We start from the raw sequence: 26,222 nt of genomic DNA on the forward strand, positions 1-26,222 counted from the left end.
AAAATTATATATAAATTTTAATACGTTATAAAAGGACGGCAATGGATGCTTATGAATACAGCGAGTTAATAAAAGAGCTGGAGAATAAAATTGAGAATATAGAATCTATTTTAAAACCCGATAATTTAAATAATAGGTTAAAAGAAATTCAGGAAATGGAAAACGATCCCGATTTTTGGAACGACCCTAAAACAAGCGCAAAAGTGCAAAAAGAAAAAAATGCGATAATGAGGAAACTTGAAAAATACGAAAAAGCCAAAAGAGCCCTTCAGGATAATAAAGACATGTTCGAGCTTGCAAGCATGGAAGAAGATGAAGAAACCCTCAACGAAGTATTTGAAGACGTAAAAGAGCTGAAAAAAGCCATAAGGGATTTGGAAATTGAAGTGATGTTAAGTGATGAAAACGATTCTAAAAACGCAATTATTTCAATACATCCGGGAGCCGGGGGGACAGAATCCCACGATTGGGCTTCGATTCTTTACAGAATGTATCTGAGATATGCCGAAAGAAGAGGATGGAAAGTTGACGTTCTTGATTATCAGGCCGGAGATGAAGCCGGAATAAAAGATGTGAGTTTTCTTGTAAAAGGGGAAAACGCTTACGGATATCTGAAAGCTGAGAACGGTATTCACAGACTAGTGAGGGTGTCTCCTTTTGACAGCGGCGGAAGAAGACATACTTCATTTGCGTCTGTTCAGGTTTCTCCGGAAATTGACGATGATATTGAAATAGAAATTGATCCTAAAGATATAAGAATAGACGTTTTCCGCGCAAGCGGAGCCGGAGGCCAGCACGTAAACAAAACCGAAAGTGCCGTAAGGATTACGCATATTCCTACAGGAATAGTTGTAGGATGCCAGACTGACAGAAGCCAGCATAAAAATAAAGAGATGGCTTTTAAAATGCTTAAATCAAAGCTATACGAACTTGAACTTGAAAAAAGAAAAGCCGAAGAGGAAGGCAAACCTAAAGACGAGATGGGATGGGGACATCAGATAAGAAGTTACGTGCTATTCCCTTATCAGCAGGTTAAAGACAACAGAAGCAATAAAGCTTATTCGAGGGTAGACGACATACTTGACGGCGATTTGGACGAAGTAATTGAGGATGTTTTAATTTCTGAAAAGGAAAAAGAGGATTGAGGAAATCTTTAACTTTAATTGAGCTTATATTTACGATTGTAATAATTGCCGCCGTTTTTACGGTGATTCCTAAAATAATATATATAAGCAATAAATCTTTGGAATTTTCTAAAAAAGAGGACGCGATATTTAATATGATGTCTAAAATAATGGATATTTCGTTAAAGGAATATGACGAGCAAAATACAAATTACGACGATATACTTCTTGTAAACGACCCGCCTAAAAACGTTTTGGACTGTAATGCAAGCAGCGGATACAGATTAGGAGGGTTCGCAGGAAGCAGAAACTGTAAAGACGGAATTTTCGAGAGCAGTATAGGCAAGGACGCAAACGAACCTCCTTATGACGACGTAGACGATTACAACGGAATAGAAGAGAACACCACAAAAGACGGAAGAGTGGTATATACGCTAAAAATTACGGCAGGCTATACGGATGAATGGAATAAAAGCGATTATTCAAACGGCAGTCTGTCTTTTGACTTTACCAAAACCAGCGACAATACCAAAACAAATATCAAAAGAATAAATGTAACCGTTTCTTTTAATAATCAGACAATATCTTCAGTCAGTTATTACAGCGCCAATATCGGACATATTAAAATAAACAGCTTACAATGGTGAATAAAATGAAAAGTGAAAAATTAAAAATGAAAGATTTTAAAAAATCGTTTACTTTAATAGAAGCGATTTTTGTAATTGTAATACTGGCTTTTATTTTAATAGGCGGATTTCAAATTATCAGCAAGCTGTATGTAAGAAACTACATCGCAAAACAGACTTCTAAATTTGAATTTGTTTCCCAGCAGGTTTTAGACCAGGTGGCGTCTCTCATATATTACAGAGTTCCTTTAAGTGTAATAGGCTATAATCAGTCTACCGGGAATTTTAAATACATCGGAAATATAACTGACACTGACGATTTTCCTGTTTTGGAATGGATAGGTTATCTGAATGATGCGATGGTGGATGCGAATCTCAGCGGATTTGCGGATCTTTATGCAAGTAAAAAGCCTGTTTTAAAAGCCGTTGACTTCAACAGCAGTTTTATAAACACAATACTGCAGAATAAATACAGTACTGCAAAAACGCTTAAGGATTTGACGTCAGTGATATTTGCCGGAAGTTTTGACAGGGGAAGCGAAGCCGCTTTGTATAAATATAAAAACGCTTTCGGCTGGCACGGAAACAGAGCCGATTATGTTTACCGTATAAGCAGTTATACCCAAAACGGCAGCGACTGTGATCTTAATCTCACAAGGTATGACGGAAGTGATGTGTCCGGAATTAAAATATATGAAAAGTTTTATCTGGCAGACAGCGCCTATGCCATAGCTTTAAAAAAAGATTTAAATGTCTCAAAATGGAACTGCGGCGTAAGTTTTGACAAATTTAAAAACGACGATCTGCTTTTGTTTTATAATTACAGACCGTGGCTGGGTGAGACATTCTGCGGTGACGGAGGAGACGGAAACGTTACTTTGCTGGCTTCAAATGTAAAGTCATTCAGGGTGAAAAAAATTAATTATCATCTTATGCTTAAACTGGAGCTTTTTAAAAGCAGAGCCGATATAAATATATCGGTATCAAAACAGAAGGTGGCTTTTTAAAATGCAGAGAAAAGGTTTCGGGGTAATAAGCGCTTTGATTATAATGCTGCTTGTTGCGACATTAATGGTTATCGTAGTAAAATTTTCATTTGTTACGGTTAAACATACCGGAGATTCTTATCTTCAGCAAAGGGCTCAGCTTTTTATGCAAAGCGCTATAGAAAATTCTATTCAGGCTATAGAAGGATATGACAGAAAAGCGAATAACGGATGTTTGGAACACATGACTTTTGAAGACGAAGATAAAAGATTTACAGCGAATGTAGATGTTTTAAGGTATTACTGTTATGATTTAAACGACTGTCCGTGTGGCAATGCGGTAAAAATTTCCACACCTGAATCGCACGGATATGTGCTGTTAAAAGTAACAGTGGAGAGTAATACAAGCAATCCTAAAAACAACGATAAAAAAATAAAATTAGAAAAAATCACACTGCAAAGGCCGTAATGAAAGCGTTTAGTTTAATAGAACTGATTTTTGTAATTGTTATTATGGGTATTCTTACTTTTGTGGGAATGCAGTTTATACCGGATGAAACACTTACGGTGGATACACAAATGCTTAAAGAAAAAATACTGCAGACAAAATCAAATGCGTTAGGTTACAAAACAACAGGAACAGATGATTATGTGTGTATTACTTTTGATAAAGACTGGTTAAACAGCGAGGATAAAAATTCAAGCGAAAAAGTCCATTATACGTTCAAATCTGATATAAGCGTATTGCAGGGTTTAAACGGGAACACTCTTTGCTTTGACTATTTAGGAAGACCTTTTGACGGGGAAATAGATACTGATTTGACAAAAATGGTACATACTAATATAATTATTTCGCTAAAATACAGGAATAAAGAGCAGAATATAACGATATATCCGATAACCGGAGCTATAAGGTGACACATTGAAAGTAATCTATTTATCTGAAAATTATATTTATATTAACGAAAATGACAGAATAATCAGAAAAGAACTTTCATATGAAAAAGGTATTATTACATCTTCAATCGGATATAAAAACATTCTTAATATTACTTTTAAACTTCCAAAAACCATTGATAAAGATATGCTTGAAATTGAGGCTGAGAAGTATGTTTTTACCGAAGGGTCTTTAGATTACAACAAAGAATATAAAATAAGTTATGTTTTCAGAGAGTTTGAAGAGTTTTATAATGTTGAAGCTTTTGTGGTTGATACGGAAGTTTTAAAAAAAGAATTTGAAAAATATCTCAAGGTTTTTAAATATATCGATTTTATTTCTCTCAAACCCAGAATATTTAAATCATATTACGATATAACGGGAGCTGCTCCTAAAAACGACGCCTTTATCTATTTGGATGAGGAAGAGGCCTTTTTAAGCTGTTTTGAAAACGGAGAATTTGTGTTTGTTAAAAGTATTTCTAAACTTTCATCTCTTGCAAAACAGCTTGATAAAAGCCTAAAAGAAGTTATAGAAATACTTAAAACCAAAGGCCTTAATGAAGAAAATTATGAAGACAAAGAAACATATAGCGCAATTGAGAACTTTTTTTCACAGTTTTTTATGAAAGTAAACAATTTAATAAATTATTCGGTCAGTTATTACTCCCTTTCTAAAATAGAAAGAATTTTTTTATACTCTCCTTTTGAAATAAAAGGTTTGATTGAAAATTATGAAAATTTTTGGAATCTCAGCGGTATAGAATTTAAAAAGTATTCCCTGGATAATACCGATTATGATTCTTTTGATTATACGGCTGCCGTATATAACAGCAGACATTATTTAAGTGAGGAAGAAAACTTTTCTATTTTTCCTAAACCCGTGCCTTTTTATAAAACTAAAACAGGTACTTTGTCTTTGCTGGCTGTCGTTTGTTTCGGATTTGTGGCCGCAGATGCTTTTATAAAATATCAGACTCTAAAACAGCAGGAAAATAAAATACTGGTTTTAAAAAGAAAAGTCCAAAGAATACAAAGGGAAGAGAAGCTTTTAAAAACAGCAATTGCCAAGTTTCAAAATGAAGCGGACAAACTGCACGAACAGAATATTGATTTGCAAAAACAGATATCGGATATTTCTGAAAAAGTGCTTTATCTGGATAATATTCAAAAACAGGAGCCTGTTACAAATCAGTTGGCGGACTTGGTAAAAGAATTAAAAAAATACAGTCTTAAACTTATATCTTTTGACAAAGAAGGGACTCATACGCAGCTTATTCTTACTAGTACGTTTGATAATTCTTCGGATATTGCAAGGCTTATGAAAGATTTAAATTCAATGGGATATAAAAACGTAACTTCAAGCGAAATAAAAAACAATTTGGGAATTTACATTGCAAAAGTGAGTTACGATGAATAAACTTGAAACATATTTAAATTCACTGGATAAAAAAAACATTATACTGTTATACCTTTCTATAATAATAATTGCCGTTATTGTTTATTACAATTTCAATTACGGAGTTTTATCAAAGCAGATAAACACAAACAGTGAAAAAATATCCTTTTTACAACGCAAAGTTAAAAAAGTATCCAACCTGCAGGATAAACTCAACAATATAAAAGCTCAATTAAATAAATTAAAAAAACAAAACCTTTCTCTGAACGAAGACTTGAAATATTTAAATCTTTTAATTAAAACGTCTTCAATTCTGCATGTTGATGAAAAAAGTTTTTTAAACGTATTGAAAGATGTTTTGCAAAACGCCACTAATAACAATATTGAAGCTTCGTATACGATTAATAAAAGCATTAAAGACTATGTAGTTTATCAGATTGATATCAACGGAGAGTTTTCACCGGAAGAATATGGAAATTTTTATAAATTTATCAGGGATTTGGAGAAAATCAGAGCTGTTAAAGAGATTAAAAATTTAACTTTTGAAAAGAAAAAAGATGTCAATTTTAATATTCAGCTTTTAATATGGGGTATTTTATGAAAAAGATTTTCTTACTGATTTTTATCGGATCGTTTGTTTTTGCCGATGTTTTGACTATAATAACCAAAATAAAGCAAATGGAAAAATATAAACCGGTATTTAAAACGGTGCCGGCATATAATATTTTTACTAAAGATATTGAAATCAATAAAAGCAAAATCACCGCGGTGCCTAAGCAAAACAGTCTTGTATTAAACGCGATTTTTCAGAATAAAGCCAATATTAACGGTGTCTGGGTTAAAAGAGGTGATAATATAGAAGGCTATGTTGTAGTTAAAATAACGGATAAAGAGGTTGTGTTGAAAAAGGATAACATATATAAAAAATTATCGTTAACCCCAAAAGTTTTAAAGGTTGCAAAATGAAAAGAATTATATTTTTAGTTTTAACAGTAACGGCTGTGTTTGCGGCAAACTGCAATAAAAAACTGTTTTCGCTGCATATAGTAAATCCTATAAAACTGAAAACGGTGCTTTCAGATTTGGTTAACGAATGTAATTTGAATATTGTTTTAAAAGATCAAAAAGCAAAAAAGCTTATCAACAAAAATATAGAGTTTATTAATGTAGAACATGTGCCGCTTAATGATCTGCTCAAAATTCTTTTTGAACATGCAAACCTTTTTTATAAAATTAAAAACAATACTATAACGGTTTCATATAATCAGACTAAAACATTCAGGGTTGATTTTATTCCTAATTCCATAAGCGGTATAACCAATATAGATTCTAACGACAATACAATAAAAACCGATTATAAGTTTGATTTCTGGGATAATCTGAAAAACAATATAATACAGATACTAAAAAACACCAATGCTGAATATAAAGATCCTATAATCGATAAAAACTCAGGTTTAGTAACGGTAACCGGAAATAAAAACCAGATTGAGGAAATTGCAAAATACATAAACGATTTAAATAAAAGGCTTCACAAAGAAGTGCTTATAGACGTTAAGATATACAGCGTAACACTTTCAAGCTCACACAAAACCGGTATCGACTGGTCGCAGCTTTCACTGTCTTTGGCCAATAAAAGCGTACCTATTACGGCATCAAACATTATAGGTGACAATGCGGTATTTAAAAGCGCCACTTTTAATATAGGCGGGCTTTTAGACTTTTTGGCTCAAAACGGGAATGTTAATTCGATTTCCAATCCTAAAATAGTTACTTTAAACAATCAAAAAGCCCTGATTAAAGTCGGAGATACCATTTATTACAAATATGCGTCTGAAATTACTACAGATAATAACGGCAATCCTACTACTCAGTATACGATAGATTCCAAGTTTGTAGGAGTTCTGCTTGATATTACGCCTCAGATAAGCGACAATAATCAGATAATATTAAGTATAAACCCGAGAATCAGTTCATTTAAAGACCCTACACAGCTTACAAACAGCAGCAGGGAAATGCCTCCTGATACACAGGATAACACTATGATAAGCGTAGTGAAACTGCAAAACAACGATACACTTGTTCTAGGAGGGCTTATTACTGATGATAAACAGCTTCAGGTTAACGGCGTGCCTGTATTAAAAGAAATTCCGATACTTAAATATCTTTTTTCTTCAAGGGAAGAAATTACGAATAAAAAAGAGCTGGTATTTATAATTACTCCTCATATTATTAATTTAAACGATAAAAAGACGTTAAAAGATTACGGATATAAAAAGCTTCCTAATTTAGAGGAATTAAATGTTAAGTGAGCTTATTGAAGAGTTCAGGGACAAGATAGATATAAATGATTTTTTCAGTTATATCAATTTTGAACTTGTAAAAGAAGAACTGCTTTCTACTAAGTCCAATATCGTATTTTTGCTCGGAAAACCCGGAAGCGGCAAAAGTTATATGCTTTCACTTTTAAAACACAAATATCCTGAAAAATATATTTTGCAAAAAGAGCCGTTTTTGACTAAAGAAGAGTTTTTAAATCTTCATAATGATTTAAAAGACAAAGTTATTTTAATTGATGAGGCGCAGCTTTTATCTATAGAAATGATCGAGTTTTTAAGACTGTTAAGCGATAACGGAAACCAGGTGGTTTTAAGTATGCATAAAAAGGAGGGTGAAAAGATAGCTTCGCTGCCTCAGTTTGCTTCAAGATATACCCAGAAAATTTTTATGAAGCCTCTAAGTTTTGATGAATTCGAAAAATATGTAATGTCGAAATTTATTAAAAACAACAGATATGATCTGATTGATAAAAAAAGATTAAAAAAAATTTATAAACTCACAAAAGGCAATTTCAGACTTTCCAAAAAATTTATTTTTACGGCGCTTACTCTGCTTGATTATTCACTAAGAAATTCTCTTAAATATAATAAAATAGACGACTGTATACTGGAAATGAGTGCGATAGAGTTAGGACTGGTAAAATGACTTTTTTAGAACTGGAAAAAAAATGCAAACAGAGAAGGTTTTTTAGAAGAATAAAATATTTTATATTTGTTTTGTTTTTATGCGGAGCCGGTATATTGGGGTATTACTTTTTTTATAAAACATCTGACACACAAAAGAACAAAAAAACAGAGTTTAAAACCATAATAAAAAAACCTGAAAAAAACGTCAAAAAAAACATTAAAAAAGAAATAAATAAAACAATCGAAAATAAAAAAACAGAAAAAAACAGACTTAAACTTATAATTGACCTTAATATTTCTGAACCCAAACCCGAAAAATCAAAACAGCCGAAAATTGTAAAGAAAGACAAAGAAAAAAAACCGGTAATGAAAACAGCAGATCAGAATAATACTGCTTTACTCCAGACCCAGACGCTTCCGTCATATGAAACATGTATTGCGCTGTCTGAAAAATATTATAATGAAGGTGATTATACGGATGCGTTAAAATGGGCAAAAAATGCAAACATACAAAATAATAAAAAACCGGAATCATGGATTATGAGCGCAAAAGCTCTTTATAAACTCGGAAAAAAGGAAGAAGCGGTAAAAATATTAAAAATATATTATAATTATCACAAGGATGAAAAAGTAAAAAAATTGTTGGGGGAATTTAATGAAGGGGATAAATAAAACTTTTTTAATGCTATTTTTAGGACTGAGTGTATTAAAAGCGGATATAGTCCAGGATTATTTAAACAAAAAATATGCGCAGATATGTTCGTTTAAAAATATTAAAAAATATGCAAACAATGAAAAGGCGTTAAGTATTATAGGCGTGTCATGTATAAAAGTTGACAGTCTGTATCTGCTTCCGTATATTATCAATTCACTTAAGCATACAAATTACGGAAGAAAAAACGCAATATATTTCTTAACGATTTTAATGGAAAAAAAACTTTTGTATTCATATCTGTTTGACAATATTTCTCTTGATTCGTTTTCGTTTCCGATGACGGATTATATACTTTCTTATATTTTTGAAGCAATTAAATACGGCAATTATAAGAAAGTGGGCGATCTTATTATTATAGAAAATAAGGATAAAAACCTAACATACAACGTATACAAAAAAAGAGACAGAATGTATATAGATGAATTTAAAAACGGAAAATTAATAAAAAGGCGATGGTATAGATGATTAAACAAAAAGTAAGATTAGGGGATTTGTTATTACATGAAAATATTATTACCGAAGAAGAGCTGAATAAAGCTCTTGCCAAACAGCAGGAATATAAAGCCCAGGGTGTATATAAAAAGCTTGGTGAAATATTAATCGAACTCGGTTTTGCTACTGAAAAACAGATACTTGAAGCTCTTTCAAAACAGCTTAATTTCCCTTTTGTAGATTTATACGGGGAGAAAATAGATTATGATCTTTTATCGTCTTTTCCTATCAGTTTAATTGAAAAACATTTTGTAATACCTTTTAAAAAAGATGACGAATATATTTATGTGGCAACGGCAGATCCTTTGGATTATGACGCTCTGGAGCTTATAGAAAAATTTTCTCCTAAACCTCTTAAAGTGTTTATCGCCTTAAGTAAAGACATCCAGATAATTATTGAGCGTTTAAAAATTAATATTTCCACTCAGGAGCTTATTAACAAGGTTAAAAAAGAGCTTAAAAGCGGAGGAACGGAAAATATAAGCGCAATAGACGAACTGTTGGATTTGATTTTGGAAAAAGCTATAAAAGACAGGGCTACGGATGTGCATATCGAGCCTCTAAGATATAACTTTTCAGTCAGAGCTAGAACTGACGGTGTTTTAAAAGAACTGTTTTCTTTTGAAAAAGAGATATATTTTCCTCTTGTATCAAAAATAAAACTTCTTTCAAATATGGACATCAGTGAAAAAAGAAAGCCTCAGGACGGAAGATTTACTAAAAACTACAATTCCAATATATATGATTTTAGGGTATCTACCACTCCTACGCTTCACGGTGAAAGCGTTGTTTTAAGAATTCTTGACCAGGAAAAAATACTTTTACGTATGACAGAACTTGGAATGAGCGAATATAATCTGAAACGTTTTGAAATGCTTATACACTCTCCTTACGGTATAGTATTCGTAACAGGACCTACAGGAAGCGGTAAAACCACAACGCTTTATGCGGCTTTAAATGAAATAAAAGGTGTGGATAAAAAGATTATCACCGTTGAAGACCCGGTAGAATATGAAATACCTTTGATACAGCAGATTCCTGTAAATTCTAAGATAGGACTAACATTCGCCACGGTTCTGAGAAGTATTTTAAGACAGGATCCGGATATTATTATGATAGGTGAAGTCAGAGACAGAGAAACTTTAGAAGCGGCTATTCAGGCTTCTTTAACGGGGCATTTGGTGCTTGCAACGCTTCATACAAATGATGCTTCAAGCGCTGTAACCAGAATGATCCAGATGGGCGCACAAAACTATATGGTGGCGGATTCGCTTATAGGGGTGGTCGCTCAGAGACTGGTAAGAAAAATATGCCCTTACTGCAAAACAAAATACGTGCCGGCTAAAGAAGAGCTTGAAATGATTAAACCTTTTTTAAAAGAAGAAATAGAGTTTTATAAAGGTTCCGGATGTAAAGAGTGCGGATTTACCGGATATATCGGGAGAGAAATGATAAGCGAAGTTTTGGTTGTAAACGATGAAATATCCCATTTAATTGCAACGAATAAAGATAAAACCGAAATTTTAAAAGCGGCAAAAGAATACGGATTCGTATCAATGGTTGAAGACGGTATTAATAAAATAAAAGCCGGGGTAACGACTTTAGAAGAAATTCTAAGGGTGGTTAAAGTAGATGTACTTTAAAGTTGAATATATACAAAAAGGGAAAATTAAAGAAATAATAATATCCGCTCCTTCCCCTAAGGACGCTATTAAAAAATTTAGAGAAAAAAAATTAGGTATTATTAAAAATATTGAAGAAATAAAAAAACCTTCCATCTGGGAAGAAATAGAAAAAAAACTTGATCTAAGCAAAATTGATCTTGAAGAATATATTGCCGTTTTGGAGCAGATGTATGTAATGCTTGATGCCGGTTTGGCAATTGATATGGTTGTCGGAAACATAAAAGAAAGTATAAAAAATAAAAAATTAAAAAAAATTTTTTATTCTCTGGAAAATGATATAAAAGCCGGGCTTTCTTTAACCGCCGCTTTTGAGAAATTTGAAAAAGAACTTGGCACGCTTACTATATCAATGATAAAACTAGGAGAAGAAACCGGTGATTTGGCTAGAGCGGTTAAAGATCTTTCCGTAATTTTACATGAAATTCTTGATAACAGAAAAAGACTAAAAAAAGCAACCAGGTATCCTATGTTTATAGTTTTTGCCATGAGTATTGCGTTTGTAATTGTGATTTTATTCGTAATTCCTCCGTTTAAATCAATTTTTGCCCAGTTAGGAGCACAGCTTCCTCTGCCAACAAGATTCTTATTATGGATTGAAGCGTCGCTGCAGCATTACGGGATGTATATATTAGCTGGGGCAGTTGTTATTTTCGGCGTTATTACGTTTTTATACAACACCAATCCTAAAATAAGACTTTTTATGGATAAGATGCTTCTAAAAATATATATAGTAGGGCCGGTAATTAAACTTGCAATGACTGGGAGATTTGTTTACGTTTTGCAAAGACTTATTGATTCTGGTATTCCGATTTTGGATGCGGTTGATATTGCTCTTAATATTATAGACAATACCTATATGAAAAAACAGTTTGAAAATATCAGGAATTCTATTGTTACCGGGGGAACTATAACACAGGGTTTTAAAGAAAGCGGTATGTTTGAAAATATGACAGTACAGATGATTGCCGCGGGTGAAGAGAGCGGATCTCTGGTATTGATGCTTCAAAAAGTAAGCAATTATTATCTTGAAAAATATAGGTATATTGTCGATAATATAGCAGTTCTTATAGAACCGATTCTTATTGCGGCAATTGCCGGATTTGTATTAACACTGGCTCTTGGAATATTCCTTCCGATGTGGAATCTTACAGAAGTCGTAAAATAGGAGAAAATGTGGGAGTTGAAACAGGAAGTATAGTTACGGCCGTTATAAGTATGTTTATACTTGGATTTGTACTGTGGATTGTTCACAAAATATCTAATGTATAAGCTTCAAATGCCGATTTTGTGTTATAATAATACAAAAATATGACAAGGAGTAGAAATGAGAAAAGCTTTTACGCTTATAGAACTGATTTTTGTTATCGTTATTATCGGACTTTTAGCTGCAGTTGCCGTACCAAAGTTTGTGAATCTTAAGCAAAACGCACAGGCAAGTACTGTTGTAAAAACTACGGTTGATGCTGCACAGCAGGCTGTTGAAGCTGCTATTAACCAAAGAGATTTAGAAAATAACAGTTCATATTCACTTAAAGATTTAATTTCATTAAACGGTAAAGGCTGGACATGGCCTGATGATAATACTACTGAATATAATGATAGCGGAAATATCGTTGCAAAAATCCAATTAGGTGACGGTTGGGTTAATTATGATATTAACTGTACACAATTTAAAGACACAAAAACACAAAGCAAATGTAGTACATTGCTAGGTCAAGATTCAGTGGACGTTAATCTATCATTCTAATGAAAAAAGCGTTTACGTTAATAGAACTTATTTTCGTAATTGTTATAATAGGCCTTTTGGCCTCTTTTGCTCTTCCAAAGTTTAAAAATCTTGCGACTCACGCAAAATCTTCAAGTATAAAATCTGTTGTCACAACCGTTCAGTCTTCAATTGACAATATTCACGGTAAATGGATAATAAACGATAATTATGTCTGGGATCCTGACGGAGACGGCACAAGTAACTTAAATACAGAAGGGTATCCTACTTCACTTGACAGCGGGAAAGGTGAAACGTCATTGTTTAAATATGTGTTGAAAATTCCAGTACCAAGCTGCGGAAATAGAACGCAAAGCTGCTGGAAAGAGTATAATGACAATGAATACGAATATATTTACAATCCTTCAAAAATCCTGAAAATTGATTACAATGCAACATCCGGAACACTGGAATGTATTGACGGAGTGAATGTAACAAAAGAAGAATGTGAACAGACCATATACTGAGAGATAAGCTGCACATAACATTAACTATTTATTATAGACTATCAACCATCAACCATCAATTATTTTCCATCAACCATCACATGCTTTCGGAAGATAAATTTTAAATCCTTTTTTTTGTTTAGAAACTTCTATTTTTCCGTTATGAGCATTGATTATTTCCAGGCTTAGCGCAAGTCCTAGGCCGTTTCCTTTTGTTTTGGTTGATTTAAACGGTTCAAAAAGTATATCTTCGTTTTCAAATTCTTTTCCGTTGTCATATATATTTATAACATGGTAATTGTCTGTGCTTTCATATAAAATTTCTATAAGGCCTTCTTCGGTTTCATCTTCCTCTATGGCGTCTATCGCATTAAACAGCATGTTTTGTAAAACTAAAAGCAGCAGGTCGAAATCGGCTTTTATTTCCATGTCCGGCATAAAAAACAAAAAATTTATTTCTTTGGAGTATGAATAATATTTTATTGAATTTTCAAGTTCATTTTTAAGTTCGCTCAAAAGAAAAGACCTTATTTTGGGTTTTAATCCTTTTGAAAAAAGAAGGGTTGATTTAATAATCCTTTCTATTCTGAAAACTGAGCTTTTCATTTCATCCAGCAGTTCACTGTTTGGACACTGTTTTTTAAGAAGGGAGATAAGAATAGAAATTGAACCGATAGGATTTCTTATTTCGTGTGCGAGATGTGCAGCCATCTGTCCCATTGCTATTAATCTTTCATTGCGTTTTTGTTCGGTGATATCGGTGGCGCTTATGATTGTTTTGTCTTTTATTGTTGACGATTGAATAAGATATACTCTGTTGTCAATTTCTATTTCTCCGATATTGGGGATTGTTTTAAACTTTTTGCTTTTGGAGTTCTGGGCTATTATTTCACCGCTGCCGTCTGTTACCCAAAGTGCTTGAGGAAGGAATTCTATTACACCGTTTAATATGTTTTTGAGTTCTATAAACTCTTTTTCAACTTCATATGTTTTTTCAATAAGCGTTTCAAGATTGCTTAAAAGTTCTTTTTGGTCTTTAGGTAAATCCATCGTTTCCCTTTTTTGGGATTTTAATATTAAATTTGCTAAAATTGTAGCATAATAAATCGGCGGGGAATAAAAGATAGTATATATTAAAGGAATGGTATGTTTAATTACGAATTTAATAATTTTTACGAAGTGTTGGAAAAAAATGCAAAAAAATTTCCAAAAAAAACGGCGTATTTTATTGATGACAGAAAAATCACCTGGGGCAGGGTAAAAAAGAAAGTCGATACTTTCGCAAGAACACTGGAATTTTTAGGCGTTAAAAAATATGACAAGGTTCCTGTTCTTGTAGGAAATTCTATTGAATATATTGTTGCTCTTTTGGGAATTCAAAAAATAGGTGCGGTACCTGTACCGATAAATACTTTCTTAAAAGAAGATGAAATAGCATATATTGTAAACGATGTTGAAGCTCAACTTATGGTTGCAAGCGCCAAATTTGAAAATAATTTAAAAAATATAAGAAATAAAACAAATATTAAAAAAATAATATGGGAAGGGGATATTAAAAACGTAGACAGCGAAAATATTTCTTTTAGCGAAATTCTTTCAAATTTCGAATCTCACGAAGTAGCAGAGCTTCCTAAAATAGACGATTTGGCTTTTATTATTTACACATCTGGAACAACCGGAAAGCCGAAAGGGGCAATGCTTAGCTATAAAAATATTTTTTCAAACATATACGGAGTCAACGAGCTTATAAAGCTGAATCATAAAGACAGATTCATTGCATATCTTCCTATGTTTCACTCTTTTACTCTGACTGTTAATATTATGCTGCCTATGTTTTACGGAGCTCCGGTAGTGATTATAAAGTCTATAATGCCTTTTAGCAATATCATTAAACAGACACTTCTTAAAAAAGTTACTATTTTTACTGGTGTGCCTGATGTTTATTCAGCTCTCAGCCGTGCGAAACTTCCTTTTTATTTTCACTGGTTTAATAAAGTAAGATTTTATATTTCCGGTGCTGCTGCGCTGCCTGGTGAGGTACTTGAAAGATTTTCAAAAAAATTTAAAAAAGGAAAACTTCTTGAAGGATACGGGCTCAGTGAAACATCTCCGGTTGTCGCAGTGAACAGACCTGAACTTCAAAAACCTTATTCGGTAGGTCCTGCAATACCCGGTGTAAAAGTTAAAATAGTAAATGACGATTTGATGGAAGTGCCTATAGGAGAAGTCGGAGAGATTATTGTCAAAGGTGACAACGTAATGCAGGGATATTATAAAAGAGAAGACGCTACTGAAGAAACTATTATAAACGGATGGCTGCTAACGGGTGATATAGGAAAACTTGACGAAGACGGATACTTATATATTCTTGACAGAAAAAAAGACCTTATTATCAGCAAAGGGGTGAATATTTATCCAAGGGAAATAGAAGAAATCTGTCTTAAATTTAACGGAGTAAAAGAGTGTGCGGTTGTTGGAATGAAAGATGAACAAAGCGGCGAAATTCCGGTGGCGTTTATTGAACTTGAAGAAGACGCTAAAGTCAAAGAAGGAGAACTTAAGAAATTTTTAAAATCTCAGCTTGCAAATTATAAAGTGCCTAAACATATATATTTTGTGGAAGAACTGCCTAAAAACGCAACGGGTAAAGTTTTAAAAAGGGTGTTAAGGGATAAAATAGACGAATATATAAAAGGGTAAAATGAAAAGGAAATTTATACTTATATAATTATGATGATAACGGTTAATTTTTTACATTTTACATTTTAAAAAAAATATAGTATAATTACGCCTCAAAATTTAAAAACGCCTCCTTGCTCCAAAAAGCAGGGGCTAAAAAGCCATAAGGAGAATTAATGAGTTTAAGACATTACGAAACGATGTTCATTCTTAAGCCTACACTTACAGACGAAGAAAAGGCTAAAAACATCGAAAACATTCAAAACGTTATCAAAGAAAACGGTGGAGAAGTAGCAGCATTAGATAAAATCGGTGTAAGAGAACTAGCATATCCGATTGATAAATTCGAAAGAGGTGATTACAGTATAATTTATTATAAAGCACCTGCAAGCGCAGTTCTTGAGCTTGAAAGACAGATGAGATATAACGAAGATTTATTAAGATTCATGACTGTTAAATATGAAAACAAAAAAGAAATTAAACGCTGGGAAGAGATGGTAAAAAATGTATAATAAAGTTATTCTCGTAGGAAATTTAACACGCGATGTTGAACTTAAATATACTCCTACGGGAACCGCTATTGCCAAATTCGGCTTAGCTACTAACAGAACATACAAAGACAATGTTACAGGTGAAAACAAACAGGAAGTAATGTTTATTGACATTACGGTATTCGGAAGAAGCGCGGAAATTGCCAATCAGTATCTTAGAAAAGGCAGACGCGTTCTTATTGAGGGCAGACTGGTTTTAGACCAGTGGGTTGACCAGACTGGGCAAAAACGCAGCAAACATTCTATAGTTGCTGAAAAAGTGCAGTTTATGGAGAACAAATCAAGCGGTGACGAAACCGGCGGTTATCAGACTAATAACTATAATCAGCAAAATGCTTATCAGCAGCCGGCTTCGCAGCAGCCTCAGATGCAGCAGAAACAAAATCAAAACAATAATATTCCGTCAATCGATATAGATGACGAAGAAATACCATTTTAAAGGATAAATAATGGCAGCAGATCCAAAGAAAAAATACGGAAAAAAAAGATGTAAATACTGTGAAATGAAAGTTGATTTCATCGGATACAAAGATCTTGATTTAATTAAATATTCTTTATCAGAAAGATATAAAATTATGCCAAGAAGACTTACTGGTACTTGTAAAAAACACCAGGATATGGTTACAAAAGCTATTAAAAGAGCTAGACAGGTTGCATTAATACCTTACGTAGTTGACAGACACAAAGTTGTAGAAAATCCTTTCGAAGCAATCAAACCTCTAAAAAGCAAATAATTCCCTTTTGGGGATTGTCCCCAATATTAAAGGCTTCAGTTGGCTAAAATTTTACTGCATAAACAAAACCTTTTTTATAATTTAAACAAAATCTCTCAAATAAATCCCAATATTCTTGCCGTTATTAAAGACAACGCATACGGGCACGGTATTATAAGTTTTTCAAAAATGCTCAGCGAATGGGGTATTAAAAAAGTCTGTGTAAAAAACACGGATGAGGCTGAAATGGTAAAACCTTTTTTTGAGGAAATAATCGTATTTTTCCCCAAAACGGGAAGAAATGCAAAAAATATTTCATATTGTATAAATTCATTAAAACAGCTTAAAAAAAACAGACATCCGTATATTCATCTGAAAATAGATACGGGAATGCACCGTAACGGAATTCTCATGAGCGAATTGAAAACCGCGCTTGAAATAATTAAAGAAAAAAATTTTGAACTCAGAGGTGTCTTTACGCATTTTTGCTGTGCGGACGAGACAGGAAACGATGTTTTTATACAGTATGAAAGATTTAAAGAGATAAAATCTCAAACAGAGGCTTTTTGCAGGCAAAACTCTTTTAGTGTACCGTATTTTCATATATCAAATTCATATGCATTAGATAAACTTCCCGATACTTTTGATTATGTAAGACCGGGTATTGCGCTTTACGGAGGAATAGAAGGGTATAAACCGGTTATGGAAGCTGTTGCCGGGGTTATTTCGAACAGAGTTTTAAAAAACAAACAGGGATGTGGCTATAATAAAAAATTTATGTCTCAAAAGGATATAAGCGTTACGACTGTAGATATGGGCTATGGAGACGGTCTGCCGTATTTTAAAAACGGATGCAGATTAAAAAATACAAACGCGCTTGGTAAAATATCAATGGATTCTATGATTGTGGAAGGTGATTTTGAAAAAGAAGTGGTTGTTTTTGACGACGTAAAGGAATTCGTAAAAAATTTTGATACCATCACGTATGACATTCTTGTAAAAATATCTCCTAGAATCCCGAGAAAAATAGTAGATTAAGGTAAAAATTGAGAGCAATCAGCGTAACAGAACTTAATAATCAGATTAAAAGCATTGTTGAGTCGCACTTCGAAATAGTATTGGTGGAAGGAGAGGTCAGCAAGGTTGTGTATCACTCTTCGGGACATCTTTATTTTACACTTAAAGATGAAAATTCATCAATAAACTGTGCAATGTGGAGAAGTAATCTTGCGCGTATGAAATTTAAACTTACAGAAGGCGAAAAAGTATATGTTTACGGAGCTTTAAGTGTTTATGTGCCAAGAGGCGAGTATAAAATCATAGCACAGAGTATTGAACCGAGCGGGATAGGCGCACTGCAAAAAGCTTTTGAACAGTTAAAAGAAGAACTGAGCCGTCTCGGATATTTTGACGAAGACAAAAAAAAGCCGATTCCGAGATTTCCTAAAAGAATTGCCATTGTTACATCCGCTACGGGAGCGGCGCTGCAGGATATGTTAAGAATCGCCCAGAAAAGATGGCTGTTGAGCGAATTTTATCTTTTTAATGCTTTAGTACAGGGAGACGGTGCGGCAGAAGATATAGCTTATAAAATAAAACTTGCGGATGAGTATCTTTTTGAAGACGGTGAAGGTTTTGATTTGATAATAGTCGGAAGGGGTGGGGGCAGTAAAGAAGATTTGTGGGCATTTAACGAAAGAGCGGTAGCCGATGCGATTTTTGAGGCCAAAACGCCTGTAATTTCGGCCGTAGGGCATGAAATAGATTATCTGATAAGTGATTTTGTAGCGGATAAAAGAGCTGCAACGCCTTCAAATGCCATGGAAATCGCCCTTCCGGATAAGAATGAAATTTTACTGATGCTTGATGAAATGAAAAATACGTTTATTTATAAAATTTCGCATCTGCTGCAAAAAAAAGAAAAAGAGCTTTTGCATTTAAAAGAACTTTTAAGCGTTAATTCGCCTTTAAGGAAACTTGAAATTAAATTGGAAGAATGTGAATTTCTGTTAAAAAAATTTAATCATTTTTATCTTTCTGTCATTCAAAGAAAAGAAAAAGAACTGAACGAACTGAAAAACGGTTTTAATATTCATTCGCCTGTTATGAAAATAAACACTCTGCAAAATGAAATAACGCTTTTAAAAGAGACTTTTCAGAAAAAGACCGCCCAGATTGTCTATTCCAAAGGAAAAGAGCTTGAAAATCTTAAAAGCGCATATGATACGTTAAATCCTAAAAAAAGAGAAAAAAAAGGTTTTGCCGAAGTTACGGTAAACGGTAAAAGGGCTGATTTAAAAAACATTAATGCCGGAGATATTTTTGAAGTAAGCAATTCAGAAATTTTGATAAAATCAAAAGCGCTTGAGAGAATTGAGAATTGAGAATTGAGAATTGAGAATTGGTGTCAGACGCCTTTAGTATGTAAATTTTAAACTGTTTTTGCCGATTTAGGAATAGAAATTGCTTTATTTCAAAAAAGTCCAAGGAAGGATTATGAGAGTTACACAATTTACACAATATAATAATTTTGTTTTAGACCAGCAAAGAACGTTGAGCGCTCTTAATAATGTTCAAACACAGATATCTACCGGGGAAAAAATTCAGAATATGTATGAAGATCCCGTAGTGTATACAAAATATCTGAAATTAAATGAAGAACTTAATTCATTTACCCAGATAAAATCTTCGGCTAATTTTGCTGAAACGTTTGCAAATGAGACTGACACCACCCTTAATGATTTTGTTACGACATTGGGAAGTTTTAAAACAAATCTTTTAAAAGCTGCAAACGATACAAATGATGATACTAGCAGGGAAGCTATTGTCAGTGAGTTAAAGGGAGAACTGGAACATTTAAAAGATTTGGCCAATACATCTATAGACGGAAAATATCTTTTCAGCGGCAGTAAATTTAATACAAAGCCTATTGACGATAATTATCAGTATCAGGGAAACGATGCGAAAGTAAAAGCTTATTTGGGTGCCGGAGTTGAGAGAGAATATAATATTGACGGTGCATCTTTATTTTTAGGAAGGGATAATGATTATTCAAAACATATTTCAACCAATATGCCACAGTATGATAAAATGAAAGCAAATCCTCAGTTTGTTGTAAGAGGAAGCGACGGGAAACTTTATATTGACAAAGATATAAAAGCACACGGAAAAGAGCCCGATTCTCAGGATAACCCTATCAACACACCCGTAACCGGTGATTCTCAGATAAGAATGCTTACAGGAGTTTCGGATATTTACGATCCTGCTACCGATACATATAAAGACGGGACCAGTTATTTTTATATAAAAGGGAAAAAACCGGACGGAACTTCAATAGATACTAAATTTTCAATGTCCAATTCGGATACGGTAAACGATTTATTAAATAAAATAGGAGAGCTTTACGGAAATACGGCTACTACTAAAGTAGTCGACGTAAGTCTGAACGATCAGGGCGAAGTTCAGGTTAAAGACGTACAGAGCGGTAAAATGCTTACTGATTTTTATATGGTTGCAAGCGATAAAGATGAACCGAGTATAGATGATTTGGCCAAAAATGGGGATTATACCGTGGCTTTCCAAAAAAGCGGATTTAATACTATCAGAAACCTGTCTTCAATCAGTGCGAATAACGGTTATTTTGACAACAGGATTTTTAAATTCGGAAGCGATTTTAAAACAATAGATACAAAAAGAGACGCGCTTCCGAGCGACACGCTTTATAAGGTGTTGGGAGAAAAAGGCGTTAGGGATTCTGACGGTACTATTCAAACGCTGGACCACTTGACGTTAAGCGGTACGGATACAGACGGAAACAGTGTAAACGTTACTTTAAACGTTGATTCAACTACTACAATGCAGGATTTAATGGATCAGATAAAAAATAATTTCGGCGATGTAAGTGTCAGTCTGGAAAACGGAAAACTGATAGTTACCGACAATTCTATAGATCAGACTGACAGTTCAAAATTAAGTTTAAATATTAACGCTTTTGATGCCAATAATAATTCTTTAGAAGTGTTTTCAAGCAGTGACGTTTCTAATTTTGACAAAATTTACATGGATAAAAACGGCAATGAAATAACTTCCAATGTGTCCCAGATAGTTAATGATTATAAAACCGTGTTTAAAGACGGTGAAAAAATAGTAGAAAAAAACCCGGATGCACAGACATATGCAAAAAACGATACTGTAATTGCGGATACAATGGGTACCGGCAGTATGCCTCAGGAGATTAAGGTAAAATTCAGAGATAAAAACGGAGATCTTAAAACAGCGGTTATAACTTTAAGAGACACTCCGGATGCGGACGGGCATTTAAGCAACTTTTGGATAGATCTGAATAATGACGGTGTAAGGGATTCTAACGAGGTTTTCGATATATATGAACCTGACGGAAGTTTGACTCCGGCCCACGATAAAATAACAACCACAACTGAAATGGATCCAAGTACCTGTGAGGTATGCACAAAAGAGAAACTTGACAAGGGAATGACTTATCAGCAGCTCGGTGACGTAATATCTATGATTACTTCGGGAAATCTGCCGGCTTCTAATTCAGCCGAGGATTATAATAAAGCTTTGAATACGGCAAAACAGGAAGTGTCTGCAGGTATGGATGATAAAGGGAGATTTTATTTAAAAGACAATTCAAATAATCCGAGCAATATAGATTTAAGTATGTATACGGATAACAATTCTCTTTATTTTCAGGCGAATAACGCTGTTACCGTAGATGAACCTCAGGTTGACTTTTTTGGAACGCTGCAAAAAGCCATCGATGCGGTGGAAAACGGAAATTTTTATCCTGACGGAGATAAAAATCCTAGAAGTTTCGGAATTCAGGGCGCAATTGAGGCGATAGACCACGTAACAGACCACGTCAGAAGAAGCCACGCCAAAATAGGTGCTGTAAGCAACGAATTTAAATTAACAATAGAAAGAACGGATATGCTGAAATTAAATGTTCAGCAGCTTCAGTCAGACAATATAGATACCGATATAGGCGAAGCTACAATGAAACTCAACTCGCTTCAGACTTCCTATCAGGCCTTGCTTGCTTCGGTAGCTAAAATTAATAATTTAACGCTACTCAATTATTTGTGATAAAATTACGATTAAAAAAGGTCTGATTTTGCGTAAAAGTATCTATATTTTCTTTTTTGCTTTTGCTGTTTATTTATTAATAGCTACAATTATTCCTCAACCTCATATAGTCGGAAAAGTTGGGGAGTTTTTAGGAAATGCCGATTTTAAACTTTTCGGTTATCTTTCTTATATCTTTCCTTTTTTACTGGCTGTACTGCTTTATCTGGGTTATAAGAAAAAATTTGACGCGACTGTCAGTATAAAGGTTTTAGGCGGTATATTTTTGTTTTTTGATTTGCTGTTTTTACAGTCGGCACTGTTTTCAAAAGGTATTTTGGGAAATCTTTTTGTAGATACGTTAAAAGCATATATAGGCGTTGCCGGTGTCGGGCTGCTTATATTTGTAATATTTTTGTGGAGTCTCTTTTTGCTTTTTGAAGATAAAATATTGAATTTTTATCAAAAAAGATATGTAAAAAAAGAAGCTCAAAAGAGTGCCGTTTCGGATACTGATACATATGAAAGCGATGTTTACGAAAAAGACACTGTTCAAAACGGTGATAATGCTAAAACTGAAATGGAAGAGATTGCTTTTGACAACGATGTAAGCAATATAGAACTTGACGACGAAGAAGTGTTGAGGGTAGAAGAAACAAAAGATAATGAAATAGTTCAGGAAAAAAATAATGAGGCTGTTTCAAATAATGAAAATACTGCCGACGTGAAAAACGAAGAAGCCCATCACGTAACGCATGTTCAGGAGCTTGAGGATACCAAAAAGCTTCTTTCCGAAATTGAAACAGGGGAGAGGGAAAAACCTAAAAACTGGAAATTTCCTCCTTTGAATTTTTTAAGCAAACCTAAGTCGGGGAAAAAAGAGATAAACGAAGCCGAAATAGATAAAAAAATAAAAATTTTAATAGAAAAGTTAAAACAGTTTAAAATAGAAGGAGACGTGGTAAGATATTATGTTGGACCGGTAGTTACCACGTTTGAATTTAAACCTCTTCCTCATATTAAAGTATCTAAAATACTGGCTCTTCAGGATGATCTTGCAATGGCTCTTAAAGCCCAGTCTATCCGTATTCAGGCGCCGATTCCCGGAAAAGACGTTGTAGGGATAGAAATTCCAAATGAAAAAGTGGAAACGATATATTTAAGAGAAATACTTGAAAGCGATATATTTAAAAAAGCCAAATCGCCTTTAACGCTTGCGCTTGGTAAAGATATAGTTGGGGCACCTTTTGTAACGGATCTGAAAAAGCTTCCGCATCTTTTAATAGCCGGAACTACCGGAAGCGGTAAAAGTGTCGGAATAAACGCAATGATTCTTTCATTGTTATACAGAAATTCTCCGGATGAGCTTAAGTTTTTAATGATTGATCCGAAAATGCTTGAATTTTCAATTTTTAACGATATCCCTCATCTGCTGACCCCCGTTATTACCGAGCCTAAAAAGGCTATAATGGCTCTGAATTCAATGGTAAAAGAGATGGAAAGAAGATATAAGCTGATGGCTAACGCTAGAGTTAAAAACATAGAAGGTTATAATGCAAAAGTTTCTCAGAACGAAAAAATGCCTTATATTGTTATTATCATAGACGAGCTTGCGGATTTAATGATGACAAGCGGTAAAGATGTGGAATATTCCATAGCCAGACTGGCACAGATGGCAAGGGCCAGCGGTATACATCTTATTGTTGCGACGCAAAGACCTAGTGTCGATGTAGTGACAGGGCTTATTAAAGCCAACCTTCCTAGCCGTATAAGTTTTAAAGTCGGACAGAAAATAGATTCTAAAGTTATCCTTGACCAGTTTGGAGCTGAAAGTCTTCTCGGTCGCGGAGATATGCTTTTTACTCCTCCGGGAATTACGGGTCTGATAAGGCTTCACGCTCCTTTTACCAGTGAAGAGGAAATTGAAAAAGTTGTGGAGTATTTAAAATCTCAGAGAATTGCCGATTATGATACAATGATAGTAAACACTTTGCAGGATACCGAAATGCTTGAAGAAATAGACGGACTTGACGAACTGTTCGAAGAAGCTAAAGAAATTATCCTTAAAGAGAAAAGAACAAGTATTTCATATCTTCAAAGAAGATTAAATATTGGGTATAATAGGGCAGCTAATATTATAGAGCAAATGGAAAGAATGGGAATCCTCTCTTCTCCTAACGCAAAAGGTCAAAGAGAGATATTAATATGAAAGGATTAAAATGAAAAAAGTAATCATCGCGACTGCCGCCATTGCGGGAATATTTATAGCCGGATGTGCGGAAACACCTATGGCTACTTCAGTAATAGATATGGCCGGGAATAAGAAAGTTGCCGGATGGGGAGAAAATAATAATACAAAGCCTAAACCGGTAATAAAAATTGTAAAATGTAAACCTGTTAAAGACAGCGATAAAGACGGAGTGCCTGATAATTTTGATAAATGTCCGAATACGCCTGCTAATATGCTGGTAGACCATAACGGATGTCCTATAATTACTACGCTAAGATTAAATTTTGATTTTAATAAAGCCGTAGTTAAAAAAATATATTATCCCGAATTAAAAAAAGTTGCGGAAATTTTAAAAAACAATCCTAGTTTAAAAATCGAAGTTGCCGGTTATACGGATAATATCGGATCCGCAGAATATAATTTAAAACTTTCTCAAAAAAGGGCGGAAGCTGTTAAAAAGATTTTAGTAAATGTTTATGGTATAAATCCTCAAAGAATTGTTGCTAAAGGATACGGAGAAGCATATCCTCTTGTACCTAATACCACAGAAACAAACAGAGCGTTAAACAGAAGGGTGGAAATAGTTAATATTACAAATCAAAAATAACTATTTTACCTCTTTTCCGTTTATATATAAATTATCCACTTTATTGGTATGGAGAATTATCTGTAACGGAAGCAGTTCTTCATCTTCTACTTTATTAGGCAGTCTGAATGTAATAATATCAGCCTCTTTGTTTTTTTCTAAAGATCCGTTGTTTAAATTTAAAGCTCTAGCCGCGTTTATAGTGACTGATTTTAACAAGTCTTTTGCAAGGTATTTAGGATGCAGATCTGTATGCATAAGTAGAGCCGCCCTGATTTCTTTAAACAGATTTAAAGAAAAGTTTGAACTTTTACCGTCTGTTGCAACATTATAAGGAATGGAGAAGTTTTTTACACTTTCTAAATTTAACAGTCCTACGTTTAAAAGTCTGTTTGAAATAGGGCAGTGGCTGATATAGCCTCCTATTTCGTTTATTTTCTGAAGTTCTTTTTCATTGGCGTGTACACAGTGGATGAATGTAGTTTTGGTGTTTTCAAACTGTTCAATGAATTCTTGAGGAGTTATTAAAGGTTTGGCGTTTTTGAAATGTTTTTCAAAAAATATTTTAAATTCTCCTTCTCCGTTTTCAAGCCATTTTCTCTCAGCCTTGCTTTCCATGAAATGCGTCTGTATAGGCAGATCTTCAGATTTTGCAATTTCAATAACCTTTTTCATCAGTATAGGATGAACCGAATATGGTGAATGTATTGAAAGGCCGATTTTAAATTTATCATTTTTAACTTCTTTTGACTGTTCTATTCTTGCCAGAAAATCCTGGTAAATCATATCGACGGCAGCAGGATTTGAACCGATTATTTCATTAAAATACACGACTTTTAACGGAGAGTGTTTAAGGTATTTAAGATCGTTGCCGGTGGAACTTATCTGACCGAATGCGCATATTCCGCTTTTTTTCATCTCTTTTATTGCCGATTTGTAACATTCGCTTTTACATCCGTGAAAAAGATCTTCTCGGTGTTCTAAAACTGAATTGAGCCAGCTCATAAAATCCCCGTATTCCAAATGTGTATAGTTAGAACTGAATTCTAAATGGGTATGTGTGTTAATAAGTGCAGGCATAATTACTGAGTTTTTTCCAAGGTAGATTTCTTTTAAATCGTATTCAAGATCGGTTCCTACGTCTATGATCTTATCATCAAAGACCACTTCCCCGTTTTTAATAATTTCATATTTTTCATTTAAAGTCAGAACGTAATCGGCTTTTAATTTAATCAAAA

27 protein-coding genes are annotated in these 26,222 nt (G+C 33.8%); 25 read left to right on the plus strand and 2 right to left on the minus strand.

Going from position 1 to position 26,222, the window contains the following annotated elements:
- Positions 1-41 precede the first annotated feature (41 nt).
- The 16 genes from prfB (at position 42) to ACZ5EP_RS00650 (ending at position 13,161) form a co-directional block, all read left to right on the plus strand.
- Complete coding sequence (prfB, locus tag ACZ5EP_RS00575; RefSeq protein ID WP_464508991.1) at positions 42-1,145, plus strand: peptide chain release factor 2; 1,104 nt, start codon at positions 42-44, stop codon at positions 1,143-1,145.
- On the plus strand, positions 1,142-1,771 hold the full coding sequence (locus ACZ5EP_RS00580; RefSeq protein ID WP_464508992.1) for a type II secretion system protein: 630 nt from the start codon (positions 1,142-1,144) through the stop codon (positions 1,769-1,771). The genes prfB and ACZ5EP_RS00580 overlap by 4 nt, the downstream gene beginning before the upstream one ends.
- A 5-nt stretch (positions 1,772-1,776) precedes the next feature.
- Positions 1,777-2,757, plus strand: coding sequence for a type II secretion system protein (locus ACZ5EP_RS00585; RefSeq protein ID WP_464508993.1), 981 nt, complete (start codon positions 1,777-1,779; stop codon positions 2,755-2,757).
- Position 2,758: 1 nt separating this feature from the next.
- Positions 2,759-3,205: a hypothetical protein gene (locus tag ACZ5EP_RS00590; RefSeq protein ID WP_127681278.1), complete on the plus strand. Its 447-nt coding sequence runs from the start codon at positions 2,759-2,761 to the stop codon at positions 3,203-3,205.
- Positions 3,205-3,654 (plus strand): pilus assembly FimT family protein, encoded by a 450-nt coding sequence (locus tag ACZ5EP_RS00595; RefSeq protein WP_464508994.1) that lies wholly within the window; start codon positions 3,205-3,207, stop codon positions 3,652-3,654. The genes ACZ5EP_RS00590 and ACZ5EP_RS00595 overlap by 1 nt, the downstream gene beginning before the upstream one ends.
- Before the next feature lie 4 nt (positions 3,655-3,658).
- The gene (locus ACZ5EP_RS00600; protein ID WP_464508995.1) at positions 3,659-5,092 is read left to right on the plus strand and encodes a hypothetical protein; all 1,434 of its coding nucleotides are present in this window, start codon (positions 3,659-3,661) and stop codon (positions 5,090-5,092) included.
- The gene (locus tag ACZ5EP_RS00605; protein WP_464508997.1) at positions 5,085-5,672 is read left to right on the plus strand and encodes a hypothetical protein; all 588 of its coding nucleotides are present in this window, start codon (positions 5,085-5,087) and stop codon (positions 5,670-5,672) included. The genes ACZ5EP_RS00600 and ACZ5EP_RS00605 overlap by 8 nt, the downstream gene beginning before the upstream one ends.
- Entirely contained in the window at positions 5,669-6,037 is a 369-nt protein-coding gene (locus ACZ5EP_RS00610; RefSeq protein WP_464508998.1) for a hypothetical protein, read from the plus strand. The genes ACZ5EP_RS00605 and ACZ5EP_RS00610 overlap by 4 nt, the downstream gene beginning before the upstream one ends.
- Positions 6,034-7,383, plus strand: coding sequence for a type II secretion system protein GspD (locus ACZ5EP_RS00615; RefSeq protein WP_464509000.1), 1,350 nt, complete (start codon positions 6,034-6,036; stop codon positions 7,381-7,383). The genes ACZ5EP_RS00610 and ACZ5EP_RS00615 overlap by 4 nt, the downstream gene beginning before the upstream one ends.
- Entirely contained in the window at positions 7,373-8,056 is a 684-nt protein-coding gene (locus ACZ5EP_RS00620) for an AAA family ATPase (RefSeq protein ID WP_464509001.1), read from the plus strand. The genes ACZ5EP_RS00615 and ACZ5EP_RS00620 overlap by 11 nt, the downstream gene beginning before the upstream one ends.
- Positions 8,053-8,709, plus strand: a complete 657-nt coding sequence (locus tag ACZ5EP_RS00625) for a tetratricopeptide repeat protein (RefSeq protein ID WP_464509002.1) — start codon at positions 8,053-8,055, stop codon at positions 8,707-8,709. Before ACZ5EP_RS00620 ends, ACZ5EP_RS00625 begins: the two co-directional genes overlap by 4 nt.
- Complete coding sequence (locus ACZ5EP_RS00630; protein ID WP_464509003.1) at positions 8,693-9,217, plus strand: hypothetical protein; 525 nt, start codon at positions 8,693-8,695, stop codon at positions 9,215-9,217. The genes ACZ5EP_RS00625 and ACZ5EP_RS00630 overlap by 17 nt, the downstream gene beginning before the upstream one ends.
- Positions 9,214-10,887: a GspE/PulE family protein gene (locus ACZ5EP_RS00635; RefSeq protein ID WP_127681260.1), complete on the plus strand. Its 1,674-nt coding sequence runs from the start codon at positions 9,214-9,216 to the stop codon at positions 10,885-10,887. The genes ACZ5EP_RS00630 and ACZ5EP_RS00635 overlap by 4 nt, the downstream gene beginning before the upstream one ends.
- The gene (locus ACZ5EP_RS00640) at positions 10,877-12,094 is read left to right on the plus strand and encodes a type II secretion system F family protein (protein ID WP_464509004.1); all 1,218 of its coding nucleotides are present in this window, start codon (positions 10,877-10,879) and stop codon (positions 12,092-12,094) included. The genes ACZ5EP_RS00635 and ACZ5EP_RS00640 overlap by 11 nt, the downstream gene beginning before the upstream one ends.
- 159 nt (positions 12,095-12,253) lie before the next feature.
- Entirely contained in the window at positions 12,254-12,676 is a 423-nt protein-coding gene (locus tag ACZ5EP_RS00645; protein WP_464509006.1) for a type II secretion system protein, read from the plus strand.
- Complete coding sequence (locus ACZ5EP_RS00650; protein ID WP_464509007.1) at positions 12,676-13,161, plus strand: type II secretion system protein; 486 nt, start codon at positions 12,676-12,678, stop codon at positions 13,159-13,161. The genes ACZ5EP_RS00645 and ACZ5EP_RS00650 overlap by 1 nt, the downstream gene beginning before the upstream one ends.
- A gap of 69 nt (positions 13,162-13,230) precedes the next feature.
- Here ACZ5EP_RS00650 and ACZ5EP_RS00655 read toward each other — a convergent pair whose 3' ends face one another.
- Positions 13,231-14,190, minus strand: coding sequence for a sensor histidine kinase (locus ACZ5EP_RS00655; protein WP_464509009.1), 960 nt, complete (start codon positions 14,188-14,190; stop codon positions 13,231-13,233).
- A 96-nt stretch (positions 14,191-14,286) separates the two neighbouring features.
- Between ACZ5EP_RS00655 and ACZ5EP_RS00660 the strand changes: the two genes are divergently transcribed.
- The 9 genes from ACZ5EP_RS00660 (at position 14,287) to ACZ5EP_RS00700 (ending at position 25,005) form a co-directional block, all read left to right on the plus strand.
- Positions 14,287-15,840, plus strand: a complete 1,554-nt coding sequence (locus ACZ5EP_RS00660) for a fatty acid--CoA ligase (RefSeq protein ID WP_464509010.1) — start codon at positions 14,287-14,289, stop codon at positions 15,838-15,840.
- A gap of 155 nt (positions 15,841-15,995) precedes the next feature.
- Entirely contained in the window at positions 15,996-16,331 is a 336-nt protein-coding gene (gene rpsF, locus ACZ5EP_RS00665) for a 30S ribosomal protein S6 (RefSeq protein ID WP_464509011.1), read from the plus strand.
- Positions 16,324-16,809 (plus strand): single-stranded DNA-binding protein, encoded by a 486-nt coding sequence (gene ssb, locus ACZ5EP_RS00670; RefSeq protein ID WP_464509012.1) that lies wholly within the window; start codon positions 16,324-16,326, stop codon positions 16,807-16,809. Before rpsF ends, ssb begins: the two co-directional genes overlap by 8 nt.
- A gap of 10 nt (positions 16,810-16,819) precedes the next feature.
- A complete protein-coding gene (gene rpsR, locus ACZ5EP_RS00675; protein ID WP_127681244.1) occupies positions 16,820-17,104 on the plus strand; it encodes a 30S ribosomal protein S18 in 285 nt (94 codons plus the stop codon).
- A gap of 39 nt (positions 17,105-17,143) precedes the next feature.
- The gene (locus tag ACZ5EP_RS00680) at positions 17,144-18,121 is read left to right on the plus strand and encodes an alanine racemase (RefSeq protein WP_464509015.1); all 978 of its coding nucleotides are present in this window, start codon (positions 17,144-17,146) and stop codon (positions 18,119-18,121) included.
- Positions 18,122-18,129: 8 nt separating this feature from the next.
- Positions 18,130-19,467: an exodeoxyribonuclease VII large subunit gene (gene xseA, locus ACZ5EP_RS00685; protein WP_464509016.1), complete on the plus strand. Its 1,338-nt coding sequence runs from the start codon at positions 18,130-18,132 to the stop codon at positions 19,465-19,467.
- 112 nt (positions 19,468-19,579) lie between these two features.
- Positions 19,580-22,189: a flagellar hook-associated protein FlgL gene (gene flgL / locus ACZ5EP_RS00690; protein ID WP_464509017.1), complete on the plus strand. Its 2,610-nt coding sequence runs from the start codon at positions 19,580-19,582 to the stop codon at positions 22,187-22,189.
- 28 nt (positions 22,190-22,217) lie between these two features.
- The gene (locus tag ACZ5EP_RS00695; protein ID WP_464509018.1) at positions 22,218-24,377 is read left to right on the plus strand and encodes an FtsK/SpoIIIE family DNA translocase; all 2,160 of its coding nucleotides are present in this window, start codon (positions 22,218-22,220) and stop codon (positions 24,375-24,377) included.
- Positions 24,378-24,387: 10 nt separating this feature from the next.
- A complete protein-coding gene (locus ACZ5EP_RS00700; protein ID WP_464509019.1) occupies positions 24,388-25,005 on the plus strand; it encodes an OmpA family protein in 618 nt (205 codons plus the stop codon).
- On the opposite strand, the gene mqnF is transcribed toward ACZ5EP_RS00700, so the two are convergent.
- Entirely contained in the window at positions 25,006-26,220 is a 1,215-nt protein-coding gene (mqnF, locus tag ACZ5EP_RS00705) for an aminofutalosine deaminase family hydrolase (protein ID WP_464509020.1), read from the minus strand.
- Positions 26,221-26,222 lie beyond the last annotated feature (2 nt).

This window comes from Nautilia abyssi, from assembly GCF_055388085.1.